Raw genomic sequence first — 21,559 nt, 5'->3', positions numbered from 1 at the left:
GGGCCGATAAGACCTATCACGCGAAACCGCTCGGTTATTCCGCTGCCGGACGACGGGGCTTACGATCACGAGGGTGGTGAACCAGAACTGGGCACGTGCCGAGCGCGAGGCGCTGTGCGACCTGCTGGCCGAGACCGGCCCGGACGCCCCGACGCTCTGCGAGGGCTGGACCACCGGCGATCTGGCGGCCCATCTGCTGCTGCGCGAACGCCGCCCGGACGCGGCGCCGGGCATCATGGTGCCGCTGCTGGCCGGGTACACCGCGCGGGTCCAGCGGCGGATCATCGCCGAGACGCCCTTCCCCCGGCTGGTCGCCCTGCTCCGCCAGGGGCCGCCGGCCTGGTCGCCGATGGGTCTGCCGGGGGTCGAGGGCGCGGCAAACACGGTCGAGTTCTTCGTCCACCACGAGGACGTACGCCGGGCGCGGCCCGGGTGGGAGCCCCGTGAGCTGCCCGCCGCCCTGGAGGACCAGCTGTGGCGGCGGCTGTCGGTGGGCCGGTTCCTCCTGCGGCGGGTCCCGGTTCAGGTCACCCTGGCCGAGCCGGAGGGGCGCACGCAGCGCCTGACCAAGAACGGCAAGCAGGCCCGCGTCCGCGGCCTGCCGAGCGAGCTGACGCTGTGGACGGCGGGCCGCGGGAAGGTCGCGCGGGTCGAGCTGACCGGCGAGGCCGAGGCCGTGAACGTGCTGTCGCAGTCGCGCTGGCGGATGTGACCGGCACGCGCGTGAGCGGTCCCGTGAGCGGGGCACCACGTAAACGGCCCCCGTGAGCAGCACCCACGCGAGCAGCCCCCGTGACCGTGTCCACGTGACCGGCCCGGCGCGGCGGGCCGGTCACGTGCCGGTCATGAGCCCTCCTTCGTCGGAGGGAGTGACCACGGGCGCGTGCCTTTTGATTCCCTCGCTTCGCTCGATCATGCGGCGACGGCCTCGCGGTCGGGTTCCGGCGCCGCCGAGGGCTGCGGGGAGCGCACCAGCAGCAGGACGATGACGCCCGCGGCCAGGCCCAGCCCGGCCGAGACCGCGTAGACCGTGTTCAGACCGGAGGCGGCGGCGGAACGCACGATCGGCAGGTGCGGCGCCCGCCCGCCGCCGACCGCACCGGCCATGCCGTGCGGGTCGGGCACGTGACCGGTGAGGACGTGCTCGACGCGCGCCCGCATGAGCACGCCCAGCACCGCGACGCCGAGGGCGTACCCGAGCTGGCGCGCGGTGTTCAGCGCGCCTCCGGCCATGCCGCCGCGCTCGTGCGGGGCCGCCGCCATCGCCGCCGACGACAGCGACGGGATCGCCAGGCCCACGCCGACGCCGCCGACGATCAGGCCCGGCGTGATCGCGGTCCAGGTGGATCCGGCCGACAGCACGCCCTGCAGACCCGCCCCGGCGCCGATCAGCAGCAGGCCGATCCCGATGGTCAGGCGCGGCGGGACGCGGTGCAGGACCCGCGCGCCGGCGGCGGAGACGACGAACGACGTCGCCGCCATGGGCACCACGGCCAGTCCGGCCTTCACCGGCCCGAGGCCCAGGACGGCCTGGAGCCAGACCGAGGTGAAGGCCAGGCAGGCGAACGCCGAGGCCATCAGCAGCGCGCCGCCGAGCATGATCGCGCTGAAGGAGGGGCTGCGGAACAGCGTCAGGTCTAGCAGCGGGCGGCGGGCGCGGCGCTCGACGGCGACGAAGACGACCAGGGCCACGGCGGCCAGGCCGAACATCAGCAGCGGGACCGCGGCGCCGAACCCGTCGCCGCCCGCGCGGATCAGCCCGTAGGTCAGCGCGCCCGCGCAGACCGTGAACGAGCACAGGCCCGCCACGTCCGGCCGCGCGCCGGGCATTCGTCCGGTCTCCCGGACGCAGGCGAGCGTGAGGGCGATGGTCACGGCCGTGACCGGCAGGTTGACCAGGAAGATCGCCCGCCAGCTCACGTGTTCGGTGAGCAGACCGCCGAGGATCGGGCCGCCGGCCGCGGCGACGCCGTTGACCGCACCCCACACGCCGAAGGCCACGCCGCGGTCCCGGCCGTGGTAGGCGCTGCCGAGCAGCGCCAGCGTGGTCGTGAACATCGCCGCGCCGCCGACGCCCTGCACGCCGCGGGCGGCGATCAGGGTCGCGGCGTTCGGTGCGAGACCGCAGGCCAGAGAGGCCGCGGCGAAGAGGACGAGCCCGGCCACGTACACGCGCCGCCGGCCCAGCAGGTCGGCGAGGGCGCCCGCGCCGAGGAGCAGCGCGGCGAGCGAGAGGGCGTAGATGTCGAGCACCCATTGCAGGCCGGAGAAGGAGGCCTTCAGGCCCCGGGCCATCTGCGGCAGCGCGACCGTGACGATCGTGACGTCCACGAGCAGCATGAACGCCCCCAGGCAGACCGCCACCAGGGGCAACCACTTGCGCATCGGTGTTCCTTTCCTCCGTCGGGAGCTCCCACGATCCCGATCTGCGGCGATGTTCCATAGCCAGCCGCCGATTAACGGTGGTTTTCGACGCCAGATAGTCTCGGACGGTGGAATCCGTCACGATGGACGAACTCGACCGGTGCGTGGTGCACGCGCTGGCGATCGACGCCCGCGCGCCCTTCGGCCGCATCGCCGAGGTGCTCGGCGTCTCCGACCAGACCGTCGCGCGCCGCTACCGGCGGCTGCGCACGACGGGTGTTCTGCGGGTCGTGGGCTCGATGGATCACACGCGGCTCGGCTACACCGCATGGGCCATCCGGATGCGGTGCGCCCCGGACGCCGCGGGACCGATCTCCGACGCCCTGGCCCGGCGCTCCGACACGTACTGGGTGCACCTGCTGTCCGGTGGCACGGAGATCACCTGCGGCACCATGGCGCGCACCGCGGAGGAGCGCGGCGCTCTGCTGTTGCAGCGGCTGCCGCGCACCGGCCGGGTGTCGTCGGTGACCGCGCACTCCCAGCTCCACCTGTTCGTGGGCGGCCGGGTGGGCTGGCCCGGCATCGCCACGGCCCTGTCGGCGGAGCAGGCCGAACGGCTGCGGCCCGGCCCCCTGCCGGCGCCGGAGGATGGGCCGGTCGTCCTCGATGACGGCGACCGGGCGCTGCTCGCCGCGCTGTCCCTGGACGGGCGGACGGGCCACGCCGAGCTGGCCGCCGTCACGGGCTGGTCGGAGTCGACCGTCCGGCGGCGGATGGACCGGCTCGTCGCCGGCGGGGTGCTGTTCTACGACCTCGACATCCCGACGGAGGCGCTGGGCTTCCATGTTGAGGCGCGGCTGTGGATGTCGGTGCGCCCGGCCGAGCTGGCCTCGGTGGGCCGGGCACTCGCCGGCCATCTCGAGGTCACCTTCGCCGCCGCGACGACCGGCCCGACGAACCTCATGGCGGGGGTGGTCTGCCGCGACGACCAGGCGCTCTACCGCTACCTGACCGAGCGGATCGGGCCTTTGGAGGGGGTGGAGCGGCTGGAGACGGCGCCGGTGATCCGTACCGTCAAGCGGGCGGGGACGGTCCTGAAGCCGTAATTTGCTTGCCCGTTTTGTAGTCGGGTGCGCATCCTGCGATCGTGACAGACATCGTCCTTCATCCAGCGGAATCGCTGCACGGCCGCCTGCAGCGCGGGCGGGGCTGCGCGGCACGCCGCGCCGCCGGCACACCCGGTACGGGCGAGCTCGTCTACGACTGCGTCTTCCACGATCCCCGGTGGGACACGCTCGAGGACCGCGGCCTGTACTACGCGCGGCTGATATGTGATCTCGAACTCGGCCTCGGCCCCCTCGTCGCCCACCTGTTCGATCCGGTGGACCACGACGACCCCGACGAGGACCGGACCAACCTGACCGTCGACGTCCTCGCCCGGCTGGTGCGGCTCGGCCGGCTGGAGGCGGCCGTGCCCCTGCGCCGGTACGCCCGCGAGGGCGGCAACTGGTACGCCGCGCTCGCCGAACTCGTCGAGCTGGACGACCCGACGCTGGCCGAAGGGCTGGACGAGGTCGCCGCGGCCCGGTGCGACGACCACGAACTGGCCTGGTTGTGCGGCGTCGACGGGGCGGTGACGCGAAAATGGGCCGCGCGCCACCCGCGCATCGCCGCCGCCCGCAGGCCCGAAGTACGCCCGCACGAGCCACGGGCCGCGCTGTCCGGGCGTACCGACGACGACCTGGCCGCCCTCGCCCGCGGGCACGGCGAGGAGGTGACCGCGGCCATCCTCGAACTCGGCCGCCGCCGCAGCCCGCTCGTCCTGGACCTGGCCGAGGAACTCCTGCCGGGCGGCGCCCACGACGGCCCGCTGTGTCGGGCCGTACGCGACCTGGGCGCCCGCGCGCTCCCCCGGGCCCGCGAGTGGACCGCGGAGTGTCGCTCGTACCAGGACGTCGGCATCGACGTGCTCGCCGCGCACGGCACGGACCGGGACGTGCCGCCGCTGCTGGAGGCGCTGGAGACCTGCCTCGCCGACGAGGACTGGGACCTGGCCGCCGTACCCGCCGACGGGCTCGGCCGGCTGCGGTCACGCCGGGCGATCCCGCCGCTGCTGCACGCCTGGGAACACAGCGCGAGCTCGGGCCTGCGCGTCCACGTCCTCGGCGCGCTCACCGCGATCGACCCGCACATCGCCGAGCCGTATCTGCTGGAGGCCCTGTGGGATTGCGAGGACGGCGCGCGCCGGATCGCCGCCGGGGCCGTGCCTCTCGAGGGCGAGGCGCGGGACCGGCTGCGGCGCCTGCGGCATGAGGACGCCGAGGAGCCGTGCGTACGGTCCGCGGCGGCCGGCCGCCTGGTCGGCGGCCGGCGCTGAACCCGCGCGGACAGGAGCACGCGTCCCTGTCCGCGCGGGCTCCGGGCGGTGCCTATCCGCGCGCGGTCTTGAGCTCGGACAGGCGCATCGCGAGTGTGCGGCGCACCGCGGAGTTGTGGCCGGCGACGGTCAGCAGGGTGTTGCGGATCGCGCGGGCGGCGGGGTTGTTCACGGTGGCGGCGCGGGTCATCCGGTCGGTCATGGCGACCACGTCCTCCGCGACCGGGCGGCGCACCGCCTCATAGCCGTCCTCGGTGCCGTCGAGGAGGCGCCGGGCGAGCTCGGCGGCGTCCTGGATGCCGGTGTTCATGCCCTGGCCGCCGGCCGGGCTGTGCACGTGCGCCGCGTCGCCGGCGAGGATGATCCGCCCCTCGCGGTAGCGGTCGGCGATCCGGTGGTGGACGTGGAACCGCGAGGTCCACAGCACCTCCCGTACGCGCGCCGGGTCGGTGCGCGGGCCGCGGGCGTCCAGGAGCGCCTGCACGTCCTCCAGGCCGGGGTTCTCCGGCGCCTCGTCGACGGTCGCGACGAACCGGTGCCGGCCGCCCGGCATCGGCGCGACGACGACGAGCCCCTCCGCGCCGAAGAAGAGCTGGACCTCGTCGCCGGGGAGGGCCCAGTCCAGGCGCGTGTCGGCGAGCACGAACGTCTGTTCGTAGCTGCCCCCGGCGAAACCGATGCCGGCCTGCTCGCGGACCACGCTGTGCATGCCGTCGGTACCCACGACGTGACGGGCGCGGATCCGCTCCCCGGTGGCGGTCGTGACCGTGGCTCCGGTGTCGTCCTGGGTGACCGAGACCACCTCATGCGGCCGGTGCACCTGGCCGCCGAGGGCGTGCAGCCGGGCGAGCAGCACCTGCTCGGTGACGTTCTGCGGGATCATCAGCGTGTACGGGTGCGCGGTGGGCAGCCCGTCGAAGGGCACGGTCAGCAGCACGCGGTCCCGGTCGCGGACGGTGAAGACCGGCGTGATCAGCCCGCGGGCGACCAGCTCCCCGGTGACGTCCAGCCCTTGCAGGACCTCCAGTGTGCGGGCGTGCACGACGGCGGCGCGCGAGGTGTTCGCGCCCTCGGCGACCCGGTCGAGCAGGACCACGTCGCCGCCTCCCTGGGCGAGGAACGCGGCGAGCGTGAGCCCGGTGGGACCGGCGCCGACGACCACGACGTCGGCGGTGGCGGGAAGCTTCGACATCTCGACTCGACCTCCTAGGGCCAACCGTTGGTGGCCAACGCTTGTTGGCATTGACTCTACGCCCGCCTCCGGCGTTTGCCAACACGTGTTGGCCTACACTTGTGGCATGGCCTTCACCCAGCGCTCGGAGGACACCCGCAACGCGATCCTCACCGCCGCACGCCGCCGCTTCGCCGAGGACGGCTACGAACGCGCCACGATCCGCGCGATCGCGGCCGACGCGGGCATCGACCCGTCGATGGTGATGCGCTACTACGGTTCGAAGGACGGCCTGTTCGCCGCGGCCGTCGACGTCGACCTGGAGTTGCCCGCCGTCGGCGACCTGCCGCCCGAACGCCGCGCCGAGGTCCTCGTACGGCATTTCCTCTCGACGTGGGAGGGCGAGCGCTCCAGCGGCGTGCTCACCGTGCTGCTGCGCTCGGCCATCACCAACGAGGCCGCCGCCGAGCGCATGCGCGCCGTCTTCGCCACCCAGGTCGGCACGACGCTCGGCCCGCCGACGGAGGAGGGCCCGGTGCGCGCGGCGCTCGTCGCCACCCAGCTGCTGGGCGTCGCCCTGTGCCGCTACATCCTCCGGCTGCCCCAGATCGTCGCCCTGGACACCGAGGAGCTCGTCGCCTCGCTCGCGCCCACCGTCGAGCGGTACCTCACCGGACCGCTGTAGTGATCACTGAAGGTCGATGACGACCTTGATCTCTTCCCCGCCCTGCTCGAACGCCTCCTGGGCCCGCTCCAGCGGGATCCGGCGGGTGACCAGGCCGGACAGCCACGCGTGGTCGGCCTGGCCCAGGGCGCTCACGGCCTGCCGGTAGTGGCGGTGGTTGGCGTTCACCGTGCCGAAGACCACGTCGTTCTGCAGCACGATGTCGCGGTTGAGCGAGCCCGCGTCGACCTCCACCGGCCGCCCGGTCGGCGACACGCCGGTGAGGCAGACGACGCCCGCCGCCGCGTTGTTGGCCATGGCGTCGAGCACCAGCCGCGGAACCCCGGTGGCCTCGATGACGATGTCCGGCTCCGCCTTCGCCGCGGCCTCCGGGATCGACCCCGTGTGGTAGGTCGCGCCGAGTGCGGACACCAGCTCCGGTTTGGCCCCGCGCTCCACCCGGTCCAGGACGTGGACGTCCAGGCCGCGCTGGGAGCCCAGCAGCGCGGCGAGCAGCCCGATCGGCCCGGCGCCGGCGACGAGCACCGAGCGCGGCTCGAACCAGGCGCGCCGCCCGATGTGCTCGATGTGCTCCCACGCCTTGGCCACCACCGTGGTCGGCTCGACCAGCATCCCGACGTCTTCCAGCGACGGGTCGAGGCGTACGGCGTAGTCGGCCTCGACGGTCCACCGTTCCGAGCCGTAGCCGTGGATCTCCTTGATGCCGTGCTCGCTGTACCGGCCGTTGCGGCACATGTCGAACTCACCGTGCGCGCACGCGCCGCAGGGCACCGGGTCGGGCCGCCGCACGACGCCGACGACCAGGTCTCCGGGGGCGAATCCGCTCCCGGCGGGCGCCTCACGGACCCGGCCGAGCGACTCGTGGCCGAGGATGAGACGCTCCTCCCCCGCCGGCGCCCAGCCGTACTGCCCGCCGGCGATCTCCCGGTCGGTACCGCACACGCCGAGCGCGAGCCCGTCGACGAGCAGCTCGCCCTCCCCCGCCATCGGGTCGGGCACCTCCGTCACGGCGAGCGAACCGGCCTGGTGCGGCACGACGGTCAGAGCACGCATGATGATCCCCTCCACGCTTCATCATCCCGAACCGCCGAACCTAACGCCCACGGGGTGCCCAGGATGGCCGACTTGGGAGATTCGTGACTCTGCTCGGCGAGCGTCCCGGCGCCGGGCCGTCAGTCCCCGGCGGTCGCGGGTGAGCCCAGGACTCTGGCGGTGAAGTCCGCCAGCCGGGCCCGCATCCTCTCCCGGGGCACGCCTTCCCGGCCGGCCAGATGTTCGACGAGGTCGGCTCGGACGGCGGCGAGCAGCGCGTGGGCGGTGAAGTCGCCGTCGGCCGGCTCGGGAATCCGCTCCAGCACGCCCCGGAGCAGGCCGTGCCACCGCTCGTAGTGCCCTGCCTGGTAAGGGCTGCCGCCTCCGGTTCCCTCCAGGGCCAGCGCTGATCTGTACCACCACGGCCTGCGACTGCTGCTGGCCAAGGACATCCCCGGCTGGGTCGGCCTGTGGGCCGAGGACGGGGTCATGGAGTTCCCCTTCGCCCCGCAGGGCTGGCCCGAGCGTCTGGCGGGCAAGGCGGCCATCGCCGCCTACATGCGCGACTACCCTGACCGCGAATCCACCAGACCACCGACCCGCGGACCATCGTGGTCGAGATGCGCGGCGTCGGCCGCCTGGTGCAGACCGGCGATCCCTTCGACATGACCTACATCGCCGTCGTGACCGTCGAGGACGGACGCATCACCTTCTACCGCGACTACTGGAACCCCCTCGCCGTCCTGCGGCCCGGCGCCGACTTCGCCGGGAGCACCCGATGACCGTCACCGGCGCCACTCTTGTCATCGGCGCGACGGGCACCACCGGCAGCCGCGTCGCCGCGCGGCTGACCGCCGCCGGCCACCGGGTCAGGGCGGCCGGCCGTCACGCCACCCCGGTCCCCGGCGCCGAACCGGTCCGCTTCGACTGGTACGAGCCCGCCACTCATCTCGACGCCCTCGACGGAGTCGACCGCGTCTACCTCATACCGCCCCTGGGCGACTCCGACCCGGCGGCGGTCATGCTGCCCTTCCTCCGGCAGGCCCGCATCGCCGGAGTACGCCGCGCGGTGCTCCTCAGCTCCTCGGCCATACCCGAGGGCGGCCCGGCGGTCGGCAGGGTGCACCAGGCCCTGCCCGGCCTGTTCGCGCAGTGGGCGGTGCTGCGGCCGTCCTGGTTCATGCAGAACTTCACCGGCACGCACGCCCACGCCCTCAGCATCCGCGAGGAAGGCGTCATCTGGACCGCCACCGGGAGCGGTCGTGTCGGCTTCGTCGACGCCGAGGACATCGCGGCCGTCGCCGTCCACGCCCTGACCGACGACCACGCCCCCGGAACCGACCTCGTCCTCACCGGACCGGAGGCGCTGAGCCACGACGACATCGCCGTGATCATCACCGAGGTCACCGGCCGGCCCGTGGTCCATCGCCGGCTGTCTCCTGAGCGGATGCGCGATCGGCTCGCGGCGCACGTCCCGCCGGATTTCGCCGCGATGCTGGCCGGCATGGACCGGGCCATCGCCGAGGGGGCCGAGGACCGCACCACCGACGTCGTCCAGCGCCTCACCGGCCGCCCGCCGCGCGGCTTCCGCGCGGTCGCCGAACGAGAGATGACACGAAGCGGATGACGCGTGCCACCGGCTCATGCCCTGGCGCGGATCTCGGTGGCCGTCTGTCCGAACTCCCGCCTCAGGGCGCGGCTCAGGTGGGCGGCGTCGCGCAGGCCCCAGCGGGCGGCGATCGCCCGGTCGGTTCGGGTGACCATGGCCGGGTCCCGCAGATCCCGGCGGACGCGGGCCAGGCGCTCGTACCTGACCCACGCGGCGAAGGCGATGCCCCGCCGCCGGAACAGCTCGTGCAGGTGACGCGGGGAGATGGCGAACCTGCGGGCGACGGACTCCACGCACAGCTCCGGATCGCCCAGGTCCGCGAGCACGTGGGCGCGGATCCGGTCGAACAGGTCGGCCGTCGCCCCGGCGCGTTCGGCCGTCGCCCCGGCGCGTTCGGTCGGGGTCTCGGCGACGGCCGTGACGAGCATGCAGACCAGCGCGTCCGCCAGGTGCTCGCCGGCCGTGCCGGGCAGGTCGTCGAGGTGATCGGCCAGTCTGGACAGGAAGGCGGCCAGGACCGCGCGCGTCCCCGACTCGCACGGTTGCGGCCTCCCCACGGTGCGCCGGACGAGGCCGGCGTCCGCGCCCAGCATGGTTTCGGGCAGGGCGACGACCACGACGTCACGAGCGTCGATGACCGCGGGGTCGTAGGGCCGGTCGTGGTCGAAGACGACGAGGTCGCCCGGCTTCGCCCGGGGTCTGTGCTCGTCTCGTCCGGCCTCCGCCAGGCCGGCGTGGTACAGCGCCGCCGTGAGCAGGTCACGGTCGGCGGCGCCGACCCGGCGCACCTCGTCGGCCACCAGGCGCGGCAGGCCACGAACGCGGGCGACGGTCACCCTGCCGGCCCGCATCGTGACCACCTCCGCCCGCGACTTCGCGTCCGCGGGCGTGGCCGCGCTCGTACGTGCCAAGGCCGATGACACTCGCGACTCCTTGATCTTCCGGCGCTCCAGGCGAAGGAGGACAAGGGATCATCATGGGCGGGCGCGGGCGTACCGACATCGGTAGTCCTACCGAATCCGATACCGATCCGGACCCTTCGCCGCGACCCCGCCCGCTGCCGGCGGTCCGCCCGCCGCCCGGCTCACCGTCCTGGCGAGCCGGCCATCCCGCCAAGCCGGCGGATCTCCTCCAGCGGGTATGGGGTCTGCCTGCTCTGGCGCTGGAACTTGCGGTTGAAGTCGGACATCACTGCGGCGATCGGCGCGTTCCGGGCGAGAATCGCCGCGGCCTCCTCTGGGATTCCTGTGGGCCGCTTGCCCTCTGCGTAGGCGCGCACCAGCGCGTCGCGGCCCTCCCGGTCCTCCCCCTGGTACCCGTACAGAGCGGTGACCAGCCAGTTCACCAGATACGTGGCGGTGTAACAGCGGTCGTAGGTCTGGTGCCGGTCGAAGAAGTCGGCCTCGTCCTGCGACAGCTCGAACCCGGAGGAGATGGCGAGGCCATAGTCCGCGAAGTAGAGGCGCCGGCCGTCGGTCAGGATGTTCTCGAAGTGCGCGTCGAAGTGAAGGAGCCCGCGGTGGTTCATGAATGAGGTGCCGACCGCCAGTTCCCTCTCCACCATGGCGCAGGCTCGGTTGGCGGTTCGGTCTCCCGCGGCGACCTGCGTGCCCAGCCACTGGTGCAGGTTCTGCGGAATGTACTCCAGGAACAGCGCGACGCTCGCCGAGGACTGCTGGAGAGCCCGGATCCGGCGGCGCACCTGCGATCCGCCGCCCCAGTAGGCGACGGCCCGTTCGATGTCGGCCAGTTCTTCGGGCAGGGGCGTGGAGTCCGGCAGCACCCGCCAGTGGTACATCAGGGGGAAGCCCTCATGTTCCGCCGCGAGCACCCAGTTCGTCGTCATGGTGTGCACGGCGAGCTCTCTCCAGGCCCCGAAGCCCGGCCCGCCGATGGTGCCGATGCCGTACTGGCAGAAGACGGGCAGATCGAACAGATTCGCCGTGGACCGGACGTGCTCAGGTTGCCTCTCCGGATCGGTGACGGGCACCCGCTTCACGAAGACGGGGGTTCCGGCGACCTCCAGCAGGGCCGACTTCCCGCCGATGCCGGATCCGATCGGCACGGCCGCGTCCACGAGTTCGCGCAGGGCACGATCACTGCACAAGGCCAGGGACGTGGAGACGGCGCTATGGGCGGTCAGACGCGCACCGCGCGACATGTCAGGGCACTTCGCCGCAGCGCCGCTCGCTCCGGACGGGGACTTTGAGACAGGCACTACACGGACACGGCGGGCCGCTGACGTGAGCGCCTGGCCAGTACGGTCAGGTGGACGGCGTGCGCCGCGCCGAGCACCGTCGCGCAGATGACCAGGACGAGACCGGCGGTGCCCCCGTCGCTCAGGTGCGGCTTGGGAGTGTCGGTCCCCGGCTTGGTGATGAGCAGCAACACGATCAGCGCGGCGACGACGGCGATCGCCGACGGCAGCCCGGCGGACCGCGGCGGCGCGAACGTGGCGACGGCGAGCATCGCGACCAGCCCGAACAACAACAGCATGCCGATGACCGCCGGGCCTCCCCCGGGCCGGCGCGCCATGTCGAACACCGTCCCGTACGTATCCCGGACGGTGGCCGCACCGTCGTTGAACGTCACGTCGTCGAAGAGCGGCAGGAACGCGAGCGCCAGCGTCCCTAACGCCATCACCGGGTAGAACCTGACGTAACGGTCGGCCACGGCGTACCCGTCCTGGACGGAGCGCACGTCCTCCGTCGTTCCTCGGGGTGTCATCGCACTCTCCTCCGCGGGGGATGGTGAGGAGCACACTAGGCCTCCGCACCGCCTCGGGCGACCGCGTCACGCCGATCGGCGGTGGACCGGTGCCACGGACTCGTCCCGCCCGGACGGCCGGATCGACCTCTCAGCCGGCCGACACTTCGGCGGCCTCCGCCTCCAGGGCGGTCGGCGCATCGGACGGCTCCGAGGTCTCCCGCTCGCCGGCCGGGTGGACGTCCCGGAGCAGGGTCGCCACGGTCACGGCGACCGCGACCAGCAGAAGCGCGCTGACGGTCGCGGCCACGTGCATGCCGCTCATGAACGCCTCGCGGGCGGAGGTGAGCAGTCCGGCGCCGGCGCGGCCGGGCAGGTGACCGGCCGCGGTGGTCGCGCCCGCCAGCGTGTCGTGGGCCGCCCGCGCGGCGCCGGCCGGAACGCCCGCCGGGACGGAGACGCGGGCCCGGTAGACGGCCGTGCCGAGGCTGCCCAGCGCCGCGATGCCCAGGGCGAACCCGAACTCGCCGCTCGTCTCGTTCAGCGCGCCCGCCGAGCTCGCCCTCTCCAGCGGCGCCGAGCCGACCACCAGGTCCGTGCCCAGCGTCACCATCGGGCCGGCGCCGAGGTTGGTGATCGCGAAGCCCAGCATGACCGCGGCGAGGCCGGACGCCGCGCCGGCCTGGGCGATCAGCAGCAGGCCGCACACGGACACGCCCATGCCGCCGCCGATGAGGTACGCGGGCCCGGACCCAGCGCGTGAGGTGCGGTGACACCAGGAAGCTCACCAGCGAGCCGCCCACGCCGGGCAGCATGCACAGCCCGGCCGTCAGCGGCGTGAGCCCGTGCACGAGCTGGAAGTACTGGGCGATGAACATCATCATCGCGCCCATGAGCATGGTGCCGAACATCATGCTGCCGAGCGCCGCCCCGAACGCGCGGCGGGCGAACAGGCGCACGTCCAGCAGCGGGTCCTCCAGCCGGCACTGGCGCCGTACGAACACCCAGCCGAAGACCGCGCCCGCCACGACGGAGGCGGCCGGGACGGCGTGCCAGCCGCTGCGGGCCAGCTCCTTCAGGCCGTACACCAGGGGCAGGATCGCGGCCAGGGACAGGCCCACGCTGGGCAGGTCGATCCGCCCGGCCCCGGCGTCGCGGAACTCCGGCAGGAGCACCGGGCCGAGCACGAGCAGCAGCACCATCGCGGGTACGCCGAGCAGGAACACCGACCCCCACCAGAAGTGGTCCAGCATGACCCCGGCGACGAGCGGGCCCAGGGCCGCGCCGGACATGAAGCAGGCCATCCACACGCTGATCGCCACCGCCCGGCGGCGCGGGTCGGTGAACATGTTGCCGATCAGGCCGAGCGTCGAGGGCGCCAGCGTCGCCCCCGCGACGCCGAGCAGCGCGCGTGCGGCGATGAGCATCGCGGCGCTGGTGGAGTAGGCGGCGAGCACCGAGGCGGCGCCGAACCCGGCGGCCCCGATGAGCAGCAGCCTCCGGCGCCCGATCCGGTCGCCCAGCGTGCCCATGGTGATCAGGAAGCCGGCCACCATGAAGCCGTAGACATCCATGATCCACAACTGCGCGGTGCTACCGGCGTGCAGGTCGGTGCTCAGGCGCGGCAGCGCGAGCAGCAGCACGAACACGTCGATGGAGACGAGAAGGGTGGGCAGCGCGAGAACGGCCAGCGCGATCCACTCCCGCCTCCCGGCGGTGGTGTTCATCGTGAGGACTCCCGAACGATCCGGCGCCCCGGTTGGGCGCTTTCACGAGGAAGTCGGAGCCCACCCGGGAGTCTCGACACGTCCCGGGGACGAAATTTCAGCGTGGTCTAGCGAGGAGCCCCGGTCCTTTAGGGCCGGGAGGAATCGCTTCCCTCGTGTGCGGCGCGCCAGCGCCGCCTGGACCGGTGCTGGGGCCTTAAGAACAAGTGTGTGTGCGGGGTGTAGGCGGGGTGGAGGCGACGCTGTTACCCCTGTGGTTATCGGGAGATTCCTCTCCTGTGTGACACAGGAGAACGTTACGGTTACCTTCTGTGAAGCTTGTTGTGCAGGTCAAACTCATGCCCGATGCCGGGCAGGCGTTGGCGCTTGAGCGGACCCTGCACGCCGTGAACGAGGCGGCGAACTGGGTATCGGCCGTGGCGTTCGACCACGGTGTGCCGCATGTGTACGAGCTGCGCAAGCACACCTATGCCGAGCTGAAGTCCTGGGGCCTGGGCGCACAAGCCGCCCAGCACGTGATCAAAAAGGTCCGTGACGCCTACACCACGTTGAAGGCGAACATCCGCGCCGGGAACCTCGGCAAGCCAAGCTCTCGCCGCCGCATCAAGGCCGAAGGCAAACCGGTCGTGTTCCGCCCCGAGGCCGCGCAACCCTATGACGACCGGTGCCTGTCCTGGCAGTACGACGCCCGGACCGTATCGGTGTGGACCATCGACGGCCGGGTGAAGAACATTCGGTTCGCCTGCTCGGCGGGCGCGCTCAAGACGCTACAGGCCCACCGGCAGGGCGAATCCGATCTGGTCCGGCGTGATGGTGTGTTCTATCTGATCGCCACCTGTGAGGTGCCCGAAGCCGAGCGGTACCAGCCCGCCCGGTTCATCGGCGTGGACCTGGGCATCGCCGCCATCGCCACCACCTCCACCGGCTACAAGGCCGCCGGGCGGGGACTCAACCGGCACCGCAAGCGGCAACTCGAACTACGCCGCAAGCTCCAGAACAAGCGCACCAAGTCCGCCAAGCGGCTGCTCAAGAAACGCAGACGCAGTGAGAATCGCCACGCCGCCAACCAGAATCACATCATCGCCAAGACGATCGTGACCGAGGCTGAACGCACCTCATCCGGAATCGCCCTGGAGAACCTCACAGGAATCCGGCAGAGGGTACGGCTCCGCAAGCCCCAACGGGTCGCGCTGCACTCCTGGGCCTTCGCCCAGCTCGCAGACTTCATCGTCTACAAGGCCAAACGGGCCGGCGTGCCCGTGGTCTTCGTCGATCCGGCCTACACCTCACAACAGTGCGCCGAGTGCGGCCACATCAACAGCAAGAACCGGGTCAGCCAATCGGTTTTCCTCTGCCGGAACTGCGGGGTCGTTGCCCACGCGGACCGCAACGCCTCCCGCAACATCGCCCGCAAAGGCGAAGCTGCGTGGACCGCGGGGCGTGAGTCACGCGTCCCTGCCACCCCATAGGGGTGTCTGGACGGAGGAGCCCACCCAGCAGCCAGCCGGGAGCTACCTCCAAGCCCGGCCCTTCGGGACCGGGTCAAGTTGACCGGACCGGGTGGCCCGCCTGCCGCAGGGAGTCCTTGACGTCGGAGATCTTCAGCTCGCCGAAGTGGAAGACGCTGGCGGCCAGGACCGCGTCCGCGCCCGCCGCGATCGCCGGGGCGAAGTGCGCGACCGCGCCCGCTCCCCCGCTGGCGATCACCGGCACGCTGACGACGGAGCGTACGGCCCGGAGCATCTCCAGGTCGAAGCCGGCCTTGGTGCCGTCGGCGTCCATGGAGTTGAGCAGGATCTCCCCGACGCCGAGCTCCTCGCCGCGCCGGGCCCACTCGACGGCGTCGATCCCGGTGCCGCGCCGCCCTCCGTGCGTGGTCACCTCGAAACCGTCACCGGAGCGGCGGGCGTCCACCGACAGCACGATGCACTGCGAGCCGAACCGGTGCGCGGCCTCGCGCAGGAACTCCGGCCGGGCGATGGCGGCGGTGTTGACCGACACCTTGTCCGCGCCGGCCCGCAGCAGCCGGTCGATGTCGTCCACGGTGCGGATGCCGCCGCCGACCGTCAGCGGGATGAACACCTGCTCGGCGGTACGGCGGACCACGTCGTAGGTGGTCGCGCGCTCGCCGCTGGACGCGGTGATGTCGAGGAAGGTCAGCTCGTCGGCGCCCTCGGCGTCATAGCGGCGGGCCAGCTCGACCGGGTCGCCCGCGTCCCGCAGGTTCTCGAAGTTGACGCCCTTGACCACGCGCCCGGCGTCCACGTCCAGGCACGGGATCACGCGTACCGCGACACTCATCCCGCCACCGCCGCGAGGGCCTCCTGGAGCGTGAACGCGCCGGCGTACAGCGCCTTGCCGACGATGGCGCCCTCCACCCCGTCCGGGACGAGCCCGGCCAGCGCCCGCAGGTCGTCGAGCGAGGAGACGCCGCCGGAGGCGACCACGGGCTTGTCGGTACGGCCGCAGACCTCGCGCAGCAGGTCGGTGTTGGGGCCGCGCAGGGTGCCGTCCTTGGTGACGTCGGTGACGACGTAGCGGGGGCAGCCGTCGGCCTCCAGGCGGTCGAGCACCTCCCACAGGTCGCCGCCCTCATGGGTCCAGCCGCGCGCCGCGAGCGTGGTGCCGCGTACGTCGAGGCCGACCGCGATCCGGTCGCCGTGCTCGGCGATGATCTTGCGGCACCACGCGGGGTTCTCCAGCGCGGCGGTGCCGATGTTGACCCGCGCGCAGCCGGTGGCGAGCGCGGCGGCGAGCGACTCGTCGTCGCGGATGCCGCCGGACAGCTCGACCTTCACCTCGAGCTTGCCGGTCACCTCGGCGAGCAGCGCGTGGTTCGAGCCGCGCCCGAACGCGGCGTCCAGGTCGACGAGATGGATCCACTCGGCGCCCGCGCTCTGCCAGGCCAGCGCGGCGTCGAGGGGCTCCCCGTACGACGTCTCGGTACCGGCCTCCCCCTGGACGAGGCGCACCGCCTGCCCGTCGGCGACGTCGACGGCGGGCAACAGGACAAGCGACATATCTACGACCTCCGGTCGAAGGCGAGCGTGATGAAAACCGGGACCAGGAACACCGACAGCATGAGCACGGCCAGGCGCGCGGTCCACGATGACAGTGACAACCAGGCCAGCACCTGGACGAGCAGGAACGCCACCGCGACGATGGCGTTCTGCTCACGGCGACGGCGCGCGAGCAGGCCGCCGGGCCGCCCGGGGCGACGCGGCAGCAGACGGGAGACCCGGGCGACGCGCGCCCGGCGACGCGCCCGGCGGGCGTTGCGACGGTCGTTCTCCGCCGCCGCCCGGGCACGCTCGGCCTCCAGCGCGGCCCGCCGCCGCCGGCGCTCCTTGCTCATGACAGTGTCGAGAGCCAGTTCTTGAGCACCTCGGCTCCGGCGTCGCCGGACTTCTCCGGATGGAACTGCGTCGCGCACAGCGGGCCGTTCTCCACCGCCGCGACGAAGCGCTCCCCGTGCTCGGCCCAGGTCACCAGCGGCGCCTCGAACCGGCCCGGCTCCATCTCCCAGTGCCGGGCGGCGTAGGAGTGCACGAAGTAGAACCGCGTGCCGGCGTCCACGCCCCGGAACAGCACCGAACCCGCGGGCACCTCGACGGTGTTCCAGCCCATGTGCGGCAGGATCGGCGCGTTCAGCCGCTCCACCGCACCGGGCCACTCGGCGCAGCCGTCGGTGGTGATGCCGTGCTCGACGCCCTTCTCGAACAGGATCTGCATGCCGACGCAGATGCCCAGCACCGGGCGGCCACCCGCGAGCCGGCGGCCGATGATCTGCTCGCCGCGGACCCCGCGCAGGCCGTTCATGCACGCGGCGAACGCGCCCACGCCGGGCACGACCAGCCCGTCGGCCTCCAGGGCGGTGTCGAAGTCGGCGGTGACGGTCACCTCCGGGCCGAGCCGGGCGATCGCCCGCTCGGCCGATCGCAGGTTCCCCGACCCGTAGTCCAGGACGGCGATCTTCGGGGACATCAGAGCGCGCCCTTGGTGGACGGGATGCCGTGCGCCCGCGGGTCGTGCGCGCACGCGTCACGCAGGGCCCGGGCCAGCGCCTTGAACTGCGCCTCCACGATGTGATGCGCGTTGCGCCCGTACGGCACGTGGATGTGCAGGCAGATCGCGGCGTTGAAGACGAACGCCTCGAAGATGTGCCGGGTCATGGTCGTGTCGTAGTCGGGCCCGATCATCGGCGCGATGCCCTCGGGCTCGGTGTGCACGAGGTACGGGCGGCCGGACAGGTCGACGGTGACCTGCGCGAGCGTCTCGTCCAGCGGCACGCTCGCGTTGGCGAACCGCTGGATGCCCGACTTGTCACCCAGGGCCTCGCGGAACGCCCGACCCAGCGCGATCGCGGTGTCCTCGATCGTGTGGTGGCTGTCGATGTGCAGGTCACCGGCGGTCTTGACGGTCAGGTCGAACGATCCGTGCTTGCCGAGCTGGGCCAGCATGTGGTCGAAGAACCCCACCCCGGTGGCCACGTCGACCTGGCCCGTGCCGTCGAGGTCGATCTCGACGCTGACCTGGGTCTCCTTGGTCCCCCGCTCGATCCGGCCGGTGCGTTTCCGCTCGCTCAAAGACTCTCCTTCAGGGCGGTACGGAACGCCGCCATCTCCTCGGGGGTGCCCACGCTCACGCGCAGCCACTCCGGCGGGCCGACCTCGCGGATCAGCACGCCACGATCAAGAATGCCCTGCCAGACCCGGTGCCGATCGGGAAACCGGCCGAACAGGACGAAGTTCGCGTCGGAGTCGGCCACCGTGAGGCCTTCTCCGCGCAGCCAGGCGACCAGGGCGTCGCGGTCGTCCCGCAGCGCCCGGACCGCGCCCAGGAGCTCCTCCTGGTGGGCGATCGCGGTGCGCGCGACCGCCTGGGTGACCGCCGACAGGTGGTACGGCAGGCGGACGAGCAGCAGCGCGTCGACCACGGCCGGGTCGGCGGCGAGGTAGCCGACCCGCGTGCCGGCCATCGCGAACGCCTTGCTCATCGTGCGGGTGACGATCAGCCGCGGGTTGCCGGGCAGCAGCGACAGCGCGCTCGGCGTGCCCTCGCGCCGGAACTCGGCGTACGCCTCGTCCACGACGACCATGCCCGGCGCGACGCGCAGGACCGCCTCGATCGCCTCCAGCGACAGCGCCGTGCCGGTCGGGTTGTTCGGCGAGGTGAGGAACACGATGTCGGGCCGGTGCTCCTCGACCGCGGCGACCGCGCGCTCGGCCTCCAGCCCGAAGTCCTCGTCGCGGTGGGCGTTGATCCACCGGGTGCCGCTCACCGCGGTGATGATCGGATGCATGGAGTACGACGGCTCGAAGCCGAGCGCCGAGCGCTCCGGGCCGCCGAACGCCTGCAGGATCTGCTGGATGATCTCGTTGGAGCCGTTCGCCGCCCACACCTGCCGCCCGGTGACGCCGTACCCGAGGTAGTCGGCCAGGTCCTTGCGCAGCTCGACGGCGTCGCGGTCGGGGTAGCGGTTGAGGCCCCCGGCGATGTCCGCGATCGCCTCCGACAGGGCCGCGACCAGGCGCGGCGACGGCGGGTAGGGGTTCTCGTTGGTGTTGAGCCGGACCGGCACGTCGAGCTGGGGCGCGCCGTACGGCTCCTGCCCGCGCAGGTCGTCGCGGAGCGGAAGGTCGCTCAGCGAGATGGTGCTGTCGGTCACTCGGGGATCCCCCACTCGAACCTCGCTTTAAGGGCGGCCCCGTGGGCCGGCAGGTCTTCGGCCTCGGCCAGCGTGACGACCCGGCGGGTCGCCTCGGCCAGGGCCGCCTCGTCGTAGTCGACGACGTGGATGCCGCGCAGGAAGGTCTGCACGGACAGCCCGCCGGAATGGCACGCGCAGCCGCCGGTCGGCAGCACGTGGTTGGAGCCGGCCAGGTAGTCGCCGAGCGACACCGGCGCGTGCGCGCCGACGAAGATCGCGCCGGCGTTGCGCACCCGGGCGGCGACGGTGGCGGCGTCCGCGGTATGGATCTCCAGGTGCTCGGCGGCGTAGGCGTCGACGACCTTCAGCCCGGCCGCGACGTCGTCCACGAGAACGATGCCCGACTGCCGCCCGGCGAGCGCCGCGGTGATGCGCTCGGTGTGCTTGGTGCGGGCGACCTGGTCGGCGAGCTCGCGCTCGACCGCGTCGGCGAGCTCGGTGGAGTCGGTCACCAGCACCGAGGCGGCCAGGGTGTCGTGCTCGGCCTGGCTGATCAGGTCGGCGGCGACCAGCACCGGGTCGGCGGTGGCGTCGGCGAGGATCGCGATCTCGGTCGGGCCGGCCTCGGAGTCGATGCCGATCACGCCCTTGAGCAGCCGCTTCGCCGCCGCGACGTAGATGTTGCCCGGCCCGGTGACCAGGTCGGCCGGGCGGCACTCCTCGGTGCCGTAGGCGAACATCGCGATCGCCTGCGCGCCGCCCACGGCGTACACCTCGTCGACGCCGAGCAGCGCGCACGCCGCGAGGATCACCGGGTGCGGCAGCCCGCCGAACTCCCGCTGCGCGGGCGAGGTCACCGCGAGCGAGCCGACACCGGCCTCCTGCGCGGGCACGACGTTCATGACCACGCTGGAGGGGTAGACGGCCTGACCGCCCGGGACGTACAGCCCGACCCGCTCGACCGGCACCCACCGCTCGGTGACCCTGCCTCCGGGCACGACCTGGGTGGTGACGTCGGCGCGCCGCTGGTCACGGTGGACGAGGCGGGCCCGGCGGATGCACTCCTCGAGCGCGTCGCGCACGCCCGGGGTGAGATCGTCGAGGGCGCGGCCGATCGCCTCGGCGGGGACCCGCGCGGACGCCAGGGCGACGCCGTCGAAGCGCTCGGTGTAGTCCCGCACCGCCGCGGCTCCGCGATGTCGAACGTCGTCGCAGATCGGCCGGACCTTCTCCAGGGCGGCCTCGACGTCGAGCTCGGCTCGCGGCAGCACGGAGCGCAGGTCGCCGGGAAGGGACCCGCGCAGATCGATACGGGATATCACCTGATCAGTCTACGGAGGACGCTCGGCGGCCCGGGCGCCGGTCTCAGGTATTGAGACCGGATCGCCGGAGTTTTCGAGACATTCACCGCATTCGGGAACTCTTCAGGACGGCTCCGCGCGGAGCGTGCCCTCGATCATGGTGACGGCCTCCCCGAGGAGCAGGACGCGGTCGCCCCGCACCCGGACGCGGACCTCGCCTCCGCGCGCCGACGCCTGGTGGGCGCGCAGGTCCGTACGGCCGAGGCGCTCGGCCCAGAACGGCGCCAGCATGCAGTGCGCCGACCCGGTCACCGGATCCTCCGGTACACCGACGGCCGGGGCGAAGAACCGCGAGACGAAGTCGTGGGAGGAGCCCGGCGCCGTGACGCAGATCCCCCGGGCGTCGTAACCGGAGAGGGCGGACAGGTCCGGAGCCAGCGAGCGCACGGCCCCGGCGTCGTCCAGGACCGCCAGAATGTCGTTCTGGACGTTGCGCCCGGTCCAGGACGGCGTCGCGCCGAGCGCCTCGGCCAGGCCCGCGGGCGGGTCGATCTTCTCCGGCGGGCAGGCCGGGAAGTCCATCACCAGCAGGCCGCCCTCCCGCCGTACGGTCAGAACGCCGCTGCGGAGGGTGCGGAAGCGGATGGGCCGGTCCGCCGGCACGGTGCCCGTCTCGTACAGCACGTGGGCGGCGGCGAGCGTCGCGTGCCCGCACAGGGCGACCTCGACCGCCGGGGTGAACCAGCGGAGTTCGAAGTCGGCGCCCGGGTCCTCGACCGGGCGCGGGAACGCGGTCTCGGACAGGTTCAGCTCCGTCGCGACCCGCTGCATCCAGGCGGGATCGGCCGGTCCCGCGAGGACGCAGACCCCCGCGGGGTTGCCGGCGAACGGCCGGCCGGTGAACGCGTCGACGACATGGATCCGCATGCCGTCACCG

Annotated in this window: 23 protein-coding genes and 1 pseudogene; 7 read left to right on the top strand and 17 right to left on the bottom strand. The window is 72.7% G+C overall.

Translation table 11 applies throughout. The features are described from left to right. Window positions 1–73: 73 nt before the first annotated feature. Window positions 74–712, top strand: a complete 639-nt coding sequence (locus OG417_RS20800) for a TIGR03085 family metal-binding protein (RefSeq protein WP_329258498.1) — start codon at window positions 74–76, stop codon at window positions 710–712. A gap of 200 nt (window positions 713–912) precedes the next feature. Here OG417_RS20800 and OG417_RS20795 read toward each other — a convergent pair whose 3' ends face one another. After that, window positions 913–2,385 (bottom strand): MFS transporter, encoded by a 1,473-nt coding sequence (locus OG417_RS20795; protein WP_329258496.1) that lies wholly within the window; start codon window positions 2,383–2,385, stop codon window positions 913–915. A gap of 107 nt (window positions 2,386–2,492) precedes the next feature. Here OG417_RS20795 and OG417_RS20790 point away from each other — a divergent pair, with 107 nt between their 5' ends. After that, the gene (locus OG417_RS20790; RefSeq protein ID WP_329258493.1) at window positions 2,493–3,470 is read left to right on the top strand and encodes an Lrp/AsnC family transcriptional regulator; all 978 of its coding nucleotides are present in this window, start codon (window positions 2,493–2,495) and stop codon (window positions 3,468–3,470) included. 41 nt (window positions 3,471–3,511) lie between these two features. Beyond that, window positions 3,512–4,741: a HEAT repeat domain-containing protein gene (locus OG417_RS20785; RefSeq protein ID WP_329258489.1), complete on the top strand. Its 1,230-nt coding sequence runs from the start codon at window positions 3,512–3,514 to the stop codon at window positions 4,739–4,741. Between the two features lie 52 nt (window positions 4,742–4,793). Here OG417_RS20785 and OG417_RS20780 read toward each other — a convergent pair whose 3' ends face one another. Continuing rightward, entirely contained in the window at window positions 4,794–5,933 is a 1,140-nt protein-coding gene (locus OG417_RS20780; RefSeq protein WP_329258486.1) for an FAD-dependent monooxygenase, read from the bottom strand. Window positions 5,934–6,039: 106 nt separating this feature from the next. Between OG417_RS20780 and OG417_RS20775 the strand changes: the two genes are divergently transcribed. Beyond that, window positions 6,040–6,597: a TetR/AcrR family transcriptional regulator gene (locus tag OG417_RS20775; protein WP_329258484.1), complete on the top strand. Its 558-nt coding sequence runs from the start codon at window positions 6,040–6,042 to the stop codon at window positions 6,595–6,597. A gap of 3 nt (window positions 6,598–6,600) precedes the next feature. Here OG417_RS20775 and OG417_RS20770 read toward each other — a convergent pair whose 3' ends face one another. Further along, the gene (locus OG417_RS20770) at window positions 6,601–7,650 is read right to left on the bottom strand and encodes a glucose 1-dehydrogenase (RefSeq protein ID WP_329258481.1); all 1,050 of its coding nucleotides are present in this window, start codon (window positions 7,648–7,650) and stop codon (window positions 6,601–6,603) included. A 119-nt stretch (window positions 7,651–7,769) separates the two neighbouring features. Next, a complete protein-coding gene (locus tag OG417_RS20765; protein ID WP_329258478.1) occupies window positions 7,770–8,075 on the bottom strand; it encodes a hypothetical protein in 306 nt (101 codons plus the stop codon). Between the two features lie 174 nt (window positions 8,076–8,249). Here OG417_RS20765 and OG417_RS20760 point away from each other — a divergent pair, with 174 nt between their 5' ends. After that, window positions 8,250–8,411 carry a nuclear transport factor 2 family protein gene (locus OG417_RS20760; RefSeq protein WP_329258475.1) on the top strand — a complete coding sequence of 54 codons (162 nt, stop codon included), beginning with the start codon at window positions 8,250–8,252 and terminating at the stop codon, window positions 8,409–8,411. After that, window positions 8,408–9,256, top strand: a complete 849-nt coding sequence (locus OG417_RS20755; RefSeq protein WP_329258472.1) for an NAD(P)H-binding protein — start codon at window positions 8,408–8,410, stop codon at window positions 9,254–9,256. The genes OG417_RS20760 and OG417_RS20755 overlap by 4 nt, the downstream gene beginning before the upstream one ends. A 14-nt stretch (window positions 9,257–9,270) precedes the next feature. Here OG417_RS20755 and OG417_RS20750 read toward each other — a convergent pair whose 3' ends face one another. The 5 genes and pseudogenes from OG417_RS20750 to OG417_RS20730 all read right to left on the bottom strand — a co-directional run. Continuing rightward, window positions 9,271–10,161 (bottom strand): helix-turn-helix domain-containing protein, encoded by an 891-nt coding sequence (locus tag OG417_RS20750; RefSeq protein ID WP_329258469.1) that lies wholly within the window; start codon window positions 10,159–10,161, stop codon window positions 9,271–9,273. Window positions 10,162–10,322: 161 nt separating this feature from the next. Next, window positions 10,323–11,345: a protein kinase family protein gene (locus OG417_RS20745; RefSeq protein ID WP_329258466.1), complete on the bottom strand. Its 1,023-nt coding sequence runs from the start codon at window positions 11,343–11,345 to the stop codon at window positions 10,323–10,325. Window positions 11,346–11,455: 110 nt separating this feature from the next. Next, window positions 11,456–11,965: a hypothetical protein gene (locus OG417_RS20740; RefSeq protein WP_329258463.1), complete on the bottom strand. Its 510-nt coding sequence runs from the start codon at window positions 11,963–11,965 to the stop codon at window positions 11,456–11,458. 130 nt (window positions 11,966–12,095) lie between these two features. Further along, complete coding sequence (locus OG417_RS20735; RefSeq protein ID WP_329263190.1) at window positions 12,096–12,665, bottom strand: hypothetical protein; 570 nt, start codon at window positions 12,663–12,665, stop codon at window positions 12,096–12,098. 82 nt (window positions 12,666–12,747) lie between these two features. Continuing rightward, window positions 12,748–13,671, bottom strand: a pseudogene (locus tag OG417_RS20730) (MFS transporter); the annotation flags it as partial. Window positions 13,672–13,994: 323 nt separating this feature from the next. Here OG417_RS20730 and OG417_RS20725 point away from each other — a divergent pair. Next, window positions 13,995–15,140 (top strand): RNA-guided endonuclease InsQ/TnpB family protein, encoded by a 1,146-nt coding sequence (locus tag OG417_RS20725; protein WP_329258461.1) that lies wholly within the window; start codon window positions 13,995–13,997, stop codon window positions 15,138–15,140. A gap of 73 nt (window positions 15,141–15,213) precedes the next feature. On the opposite strand, the gene hisF is transcribed toward OG417_RS20725, so the two are convergent. The 8 genes from hisF to OG417_RS20685 form a co-directional block, all read right to left on the bottom strand. Further along, complete coding sequence (hisF, locus tag OG417_RS20720) at window positions 15,214–15,972, bottom strand: imidazole glycerol phosphate synthase subunit HisF (RefSeq protein ID WP_329258459.1); 759 nt, start codon at window positions 15,970–15,972, stop codon at window positions 15,214–15,216. Further along, entirely contained in the window at window positions 15,969–16,691 is a 723-nt protein-coding gene (gene priA / locus OG417_RS20715) for a bifunctional 1-(5-phosphoribosyl)-5-((5-phosphoribosylamino)methylideneamino)imidazole-4-carboxamide isomerase/phosphoribosylanthranilate isomerase PriA (protein WP_329258457.1), read from the bottom strand. The genes hisF and priA overlap by 4 nt, the downstream gene beginning before the upstream one ends. Window positions 16,692–16,693: 2 nt before the next feature. Beyond that, complete coding sequence (locus OG417_RS20710) at window positions 16,694–17,026, bottom strand: hypothetical protein (RefSeq protein ID WP_329258455.1); 333 nt, start codon at window positions 17,024–17,026, stop codon at window positions 16,694–16,696. After that, complete coding sequence (gene hisH, locus OG417_RS20705) at window positions 17,023–17,655, bottom strand: imidazole glycerol phosphate synthase subunit HisH (protein ID WP_329258452.1); 633 nt, start codon at window positions 17,653–17,655, stop codon at window positions 17,023–17,025. Before hisH ends, OG417_RS20710 begins: the two co-directional genes overlap by 4 nt. After that, window positions 17,655–18,257 carry an imidazoleglycerol-phosphate dehydratase HisB gene (hisB, locus tag OG417_RS20700; RefSeq protein WP_329258449.1) on the bottom strand — a complete coding sequence of 201 codons (603 nt, stop codon included), beginning with the start codon at window positions 18,255–18,257 and terminating at the stop codon, window positions 17,655–17,657. The genes hisH and hisB overlap by 1 nt, the downstream gene beginning before the upstream one ends. Continuing rightward, complete coding sequence (locus tag OG417_RS20695; RefSeq protein WP_329258446.1) at window positions 18,254–19,339, bottom strand: histidinol-phosphate transaminase; 1,086 nt, start codon at window positions 19,337–19,339, stop codon at window positions 18,254–18,256. Before OG417_RS20695 ends, hisB begins: the two co-directional genes overlap by 4 nt. After that, the gene (gene hisD, locus OG417_RS20690; RefSeq protein WP_329258442.1) at window positions 19,336–20,643 is read right to left on the bottom strand and encodes a histidinol dehydrogenase; all 1,308 of its coding nucleotides are present in this window, start codon (window positions 20,641–20,643) and stop codon (window positions 19,336–19,338) included. The genes OG417_RS20695 and hisD overlap by 4 nt, the downstream gene beginning before the upstream one ends. A gap of 102 nt (window positions 20,644–20,745) precedes the next feature. Continuing rightward, window positions 20,746–21,549 (bottom strand): PhzF family phenazine biosynthesis protein, encoded by an 804-nt coding sequence (locus OG417_RS20685; RefSeq protein WP_329258438.1) that lies wholly within the window; start codon window positions 21,547–21,549, stop codon window positions 20,746–20,748. Window positions 21,550–21,559 lie beyond the last annotated feature (10 nt).

This window comes from Actinoallomurus sp. NBC_01490, assembly GCF_036227085.1.
GTDB classification, from domain to species: domain Bacteria; phylum Actinomycetota; class Actinomycetes; order Streptosporangiales; family Streptosporangiaceae; genus Actinoallomurus; species Actinoallomurus oryzae.
This window is presented reverse-complemented; position numbering and strand designations above follow the sequence as displayed.

Excerpts from the sequence above, each read along its gene's own strand:
- OG417_RS20740 (WP_329258463.1), bottom strand. The coding sequence starts at position 11,965 with ATGACACCCCGAGGAACGACGGAGGACGTGCGCTCCGTCCAGGACGGG.
- OG417_RS20795 (WP_329258496.1), bottom strand. The coding sequence starts at position 2,385 with ATGCGCAAGTGGTTGCCCCTGGTGGCGGTCTGCCTGGGGGCGTTCATG.
- priA (WP_329258457.1), bottom strand. The coding sequence starts at position 16,691 with ATGTCGCTTGTCCTGTTGCCCGCCGTCGACGTCGCCGACGGGCAGGCG.
- OG417_RS20770 (WP_329258481.1), bottom strand. The coding sequence starts at position 7,650 with ATGCGTGCTCTGACCGTCGTGCCGCACCAGGCCGGTTCGCTCGCCGTG.
- OG417_RS20710 (WP_329258455.1), bottom strand. The coding sequence starts at position 17,026 with ATGAGCAAGGAGCGCCGGCGGCGGCGGGCCGCGCTGGAGGCCGAGCGT.
- OG417_RS20735 (WP_329263190.1), bottom strand. The coding sequence starts at position 12,665 with ATGGGCGTGTCCGTGTGCGGCCTGCTGCTGATCGCCCAGGCCGGCGCG.
- hisF (WP_329258459.1), bottom strand. The coding sequence starts at position 15,972 with ATGAGTGTCGCGGTACGCGTGATCCCGTGCCTGGACGTGGACGCCGGG.
- OG417_RS20685 (WP_329258438.1), bottom strand. The coding sequence starts at position 21,549 with ATGCGGATCCATGTCGTCGACGCGTTCACCGGCCGGCCGTTCGCCGGC.
- OG417_RS20780 (WP_329258486.1), bottom strand. The coding sequence starts at position 5,933 with ATGTCGAAGCTTCCCGCCACCGCCGACGTCGTGGTCGTCGGCGCCGGT.
- hisH (WP_329258452.1), bottom strand. The coding sequence starts at position 17,655 with ATGTCCCCGAAGATCGCCGTCCTGGACTACGGGTCGGGGAACCTGCGA.
- OG417_RS20760 (WP_329258475.1), top strand. The coding sequence starts at position 8,250 with ATGCGCGGCGTCGGCCGCCTGGTGCAGACCGGCGATCCCTTCGACATG.
- OG417_RS20755 (WP_329258472.1), top strand. The coding sequence starts at position 8,408 with ATGACCGTCACCGGCGCCACTCTTGTCATCGGCGCGACGGGCACCACC.
- OG417_RS20775 (WP_329258484.1), top strand. The coding sequence starts at position 6,040 with ATGGCCTTCACCCAGCGCTCGGAGGACACCCGCAACGCGATCCTCACC.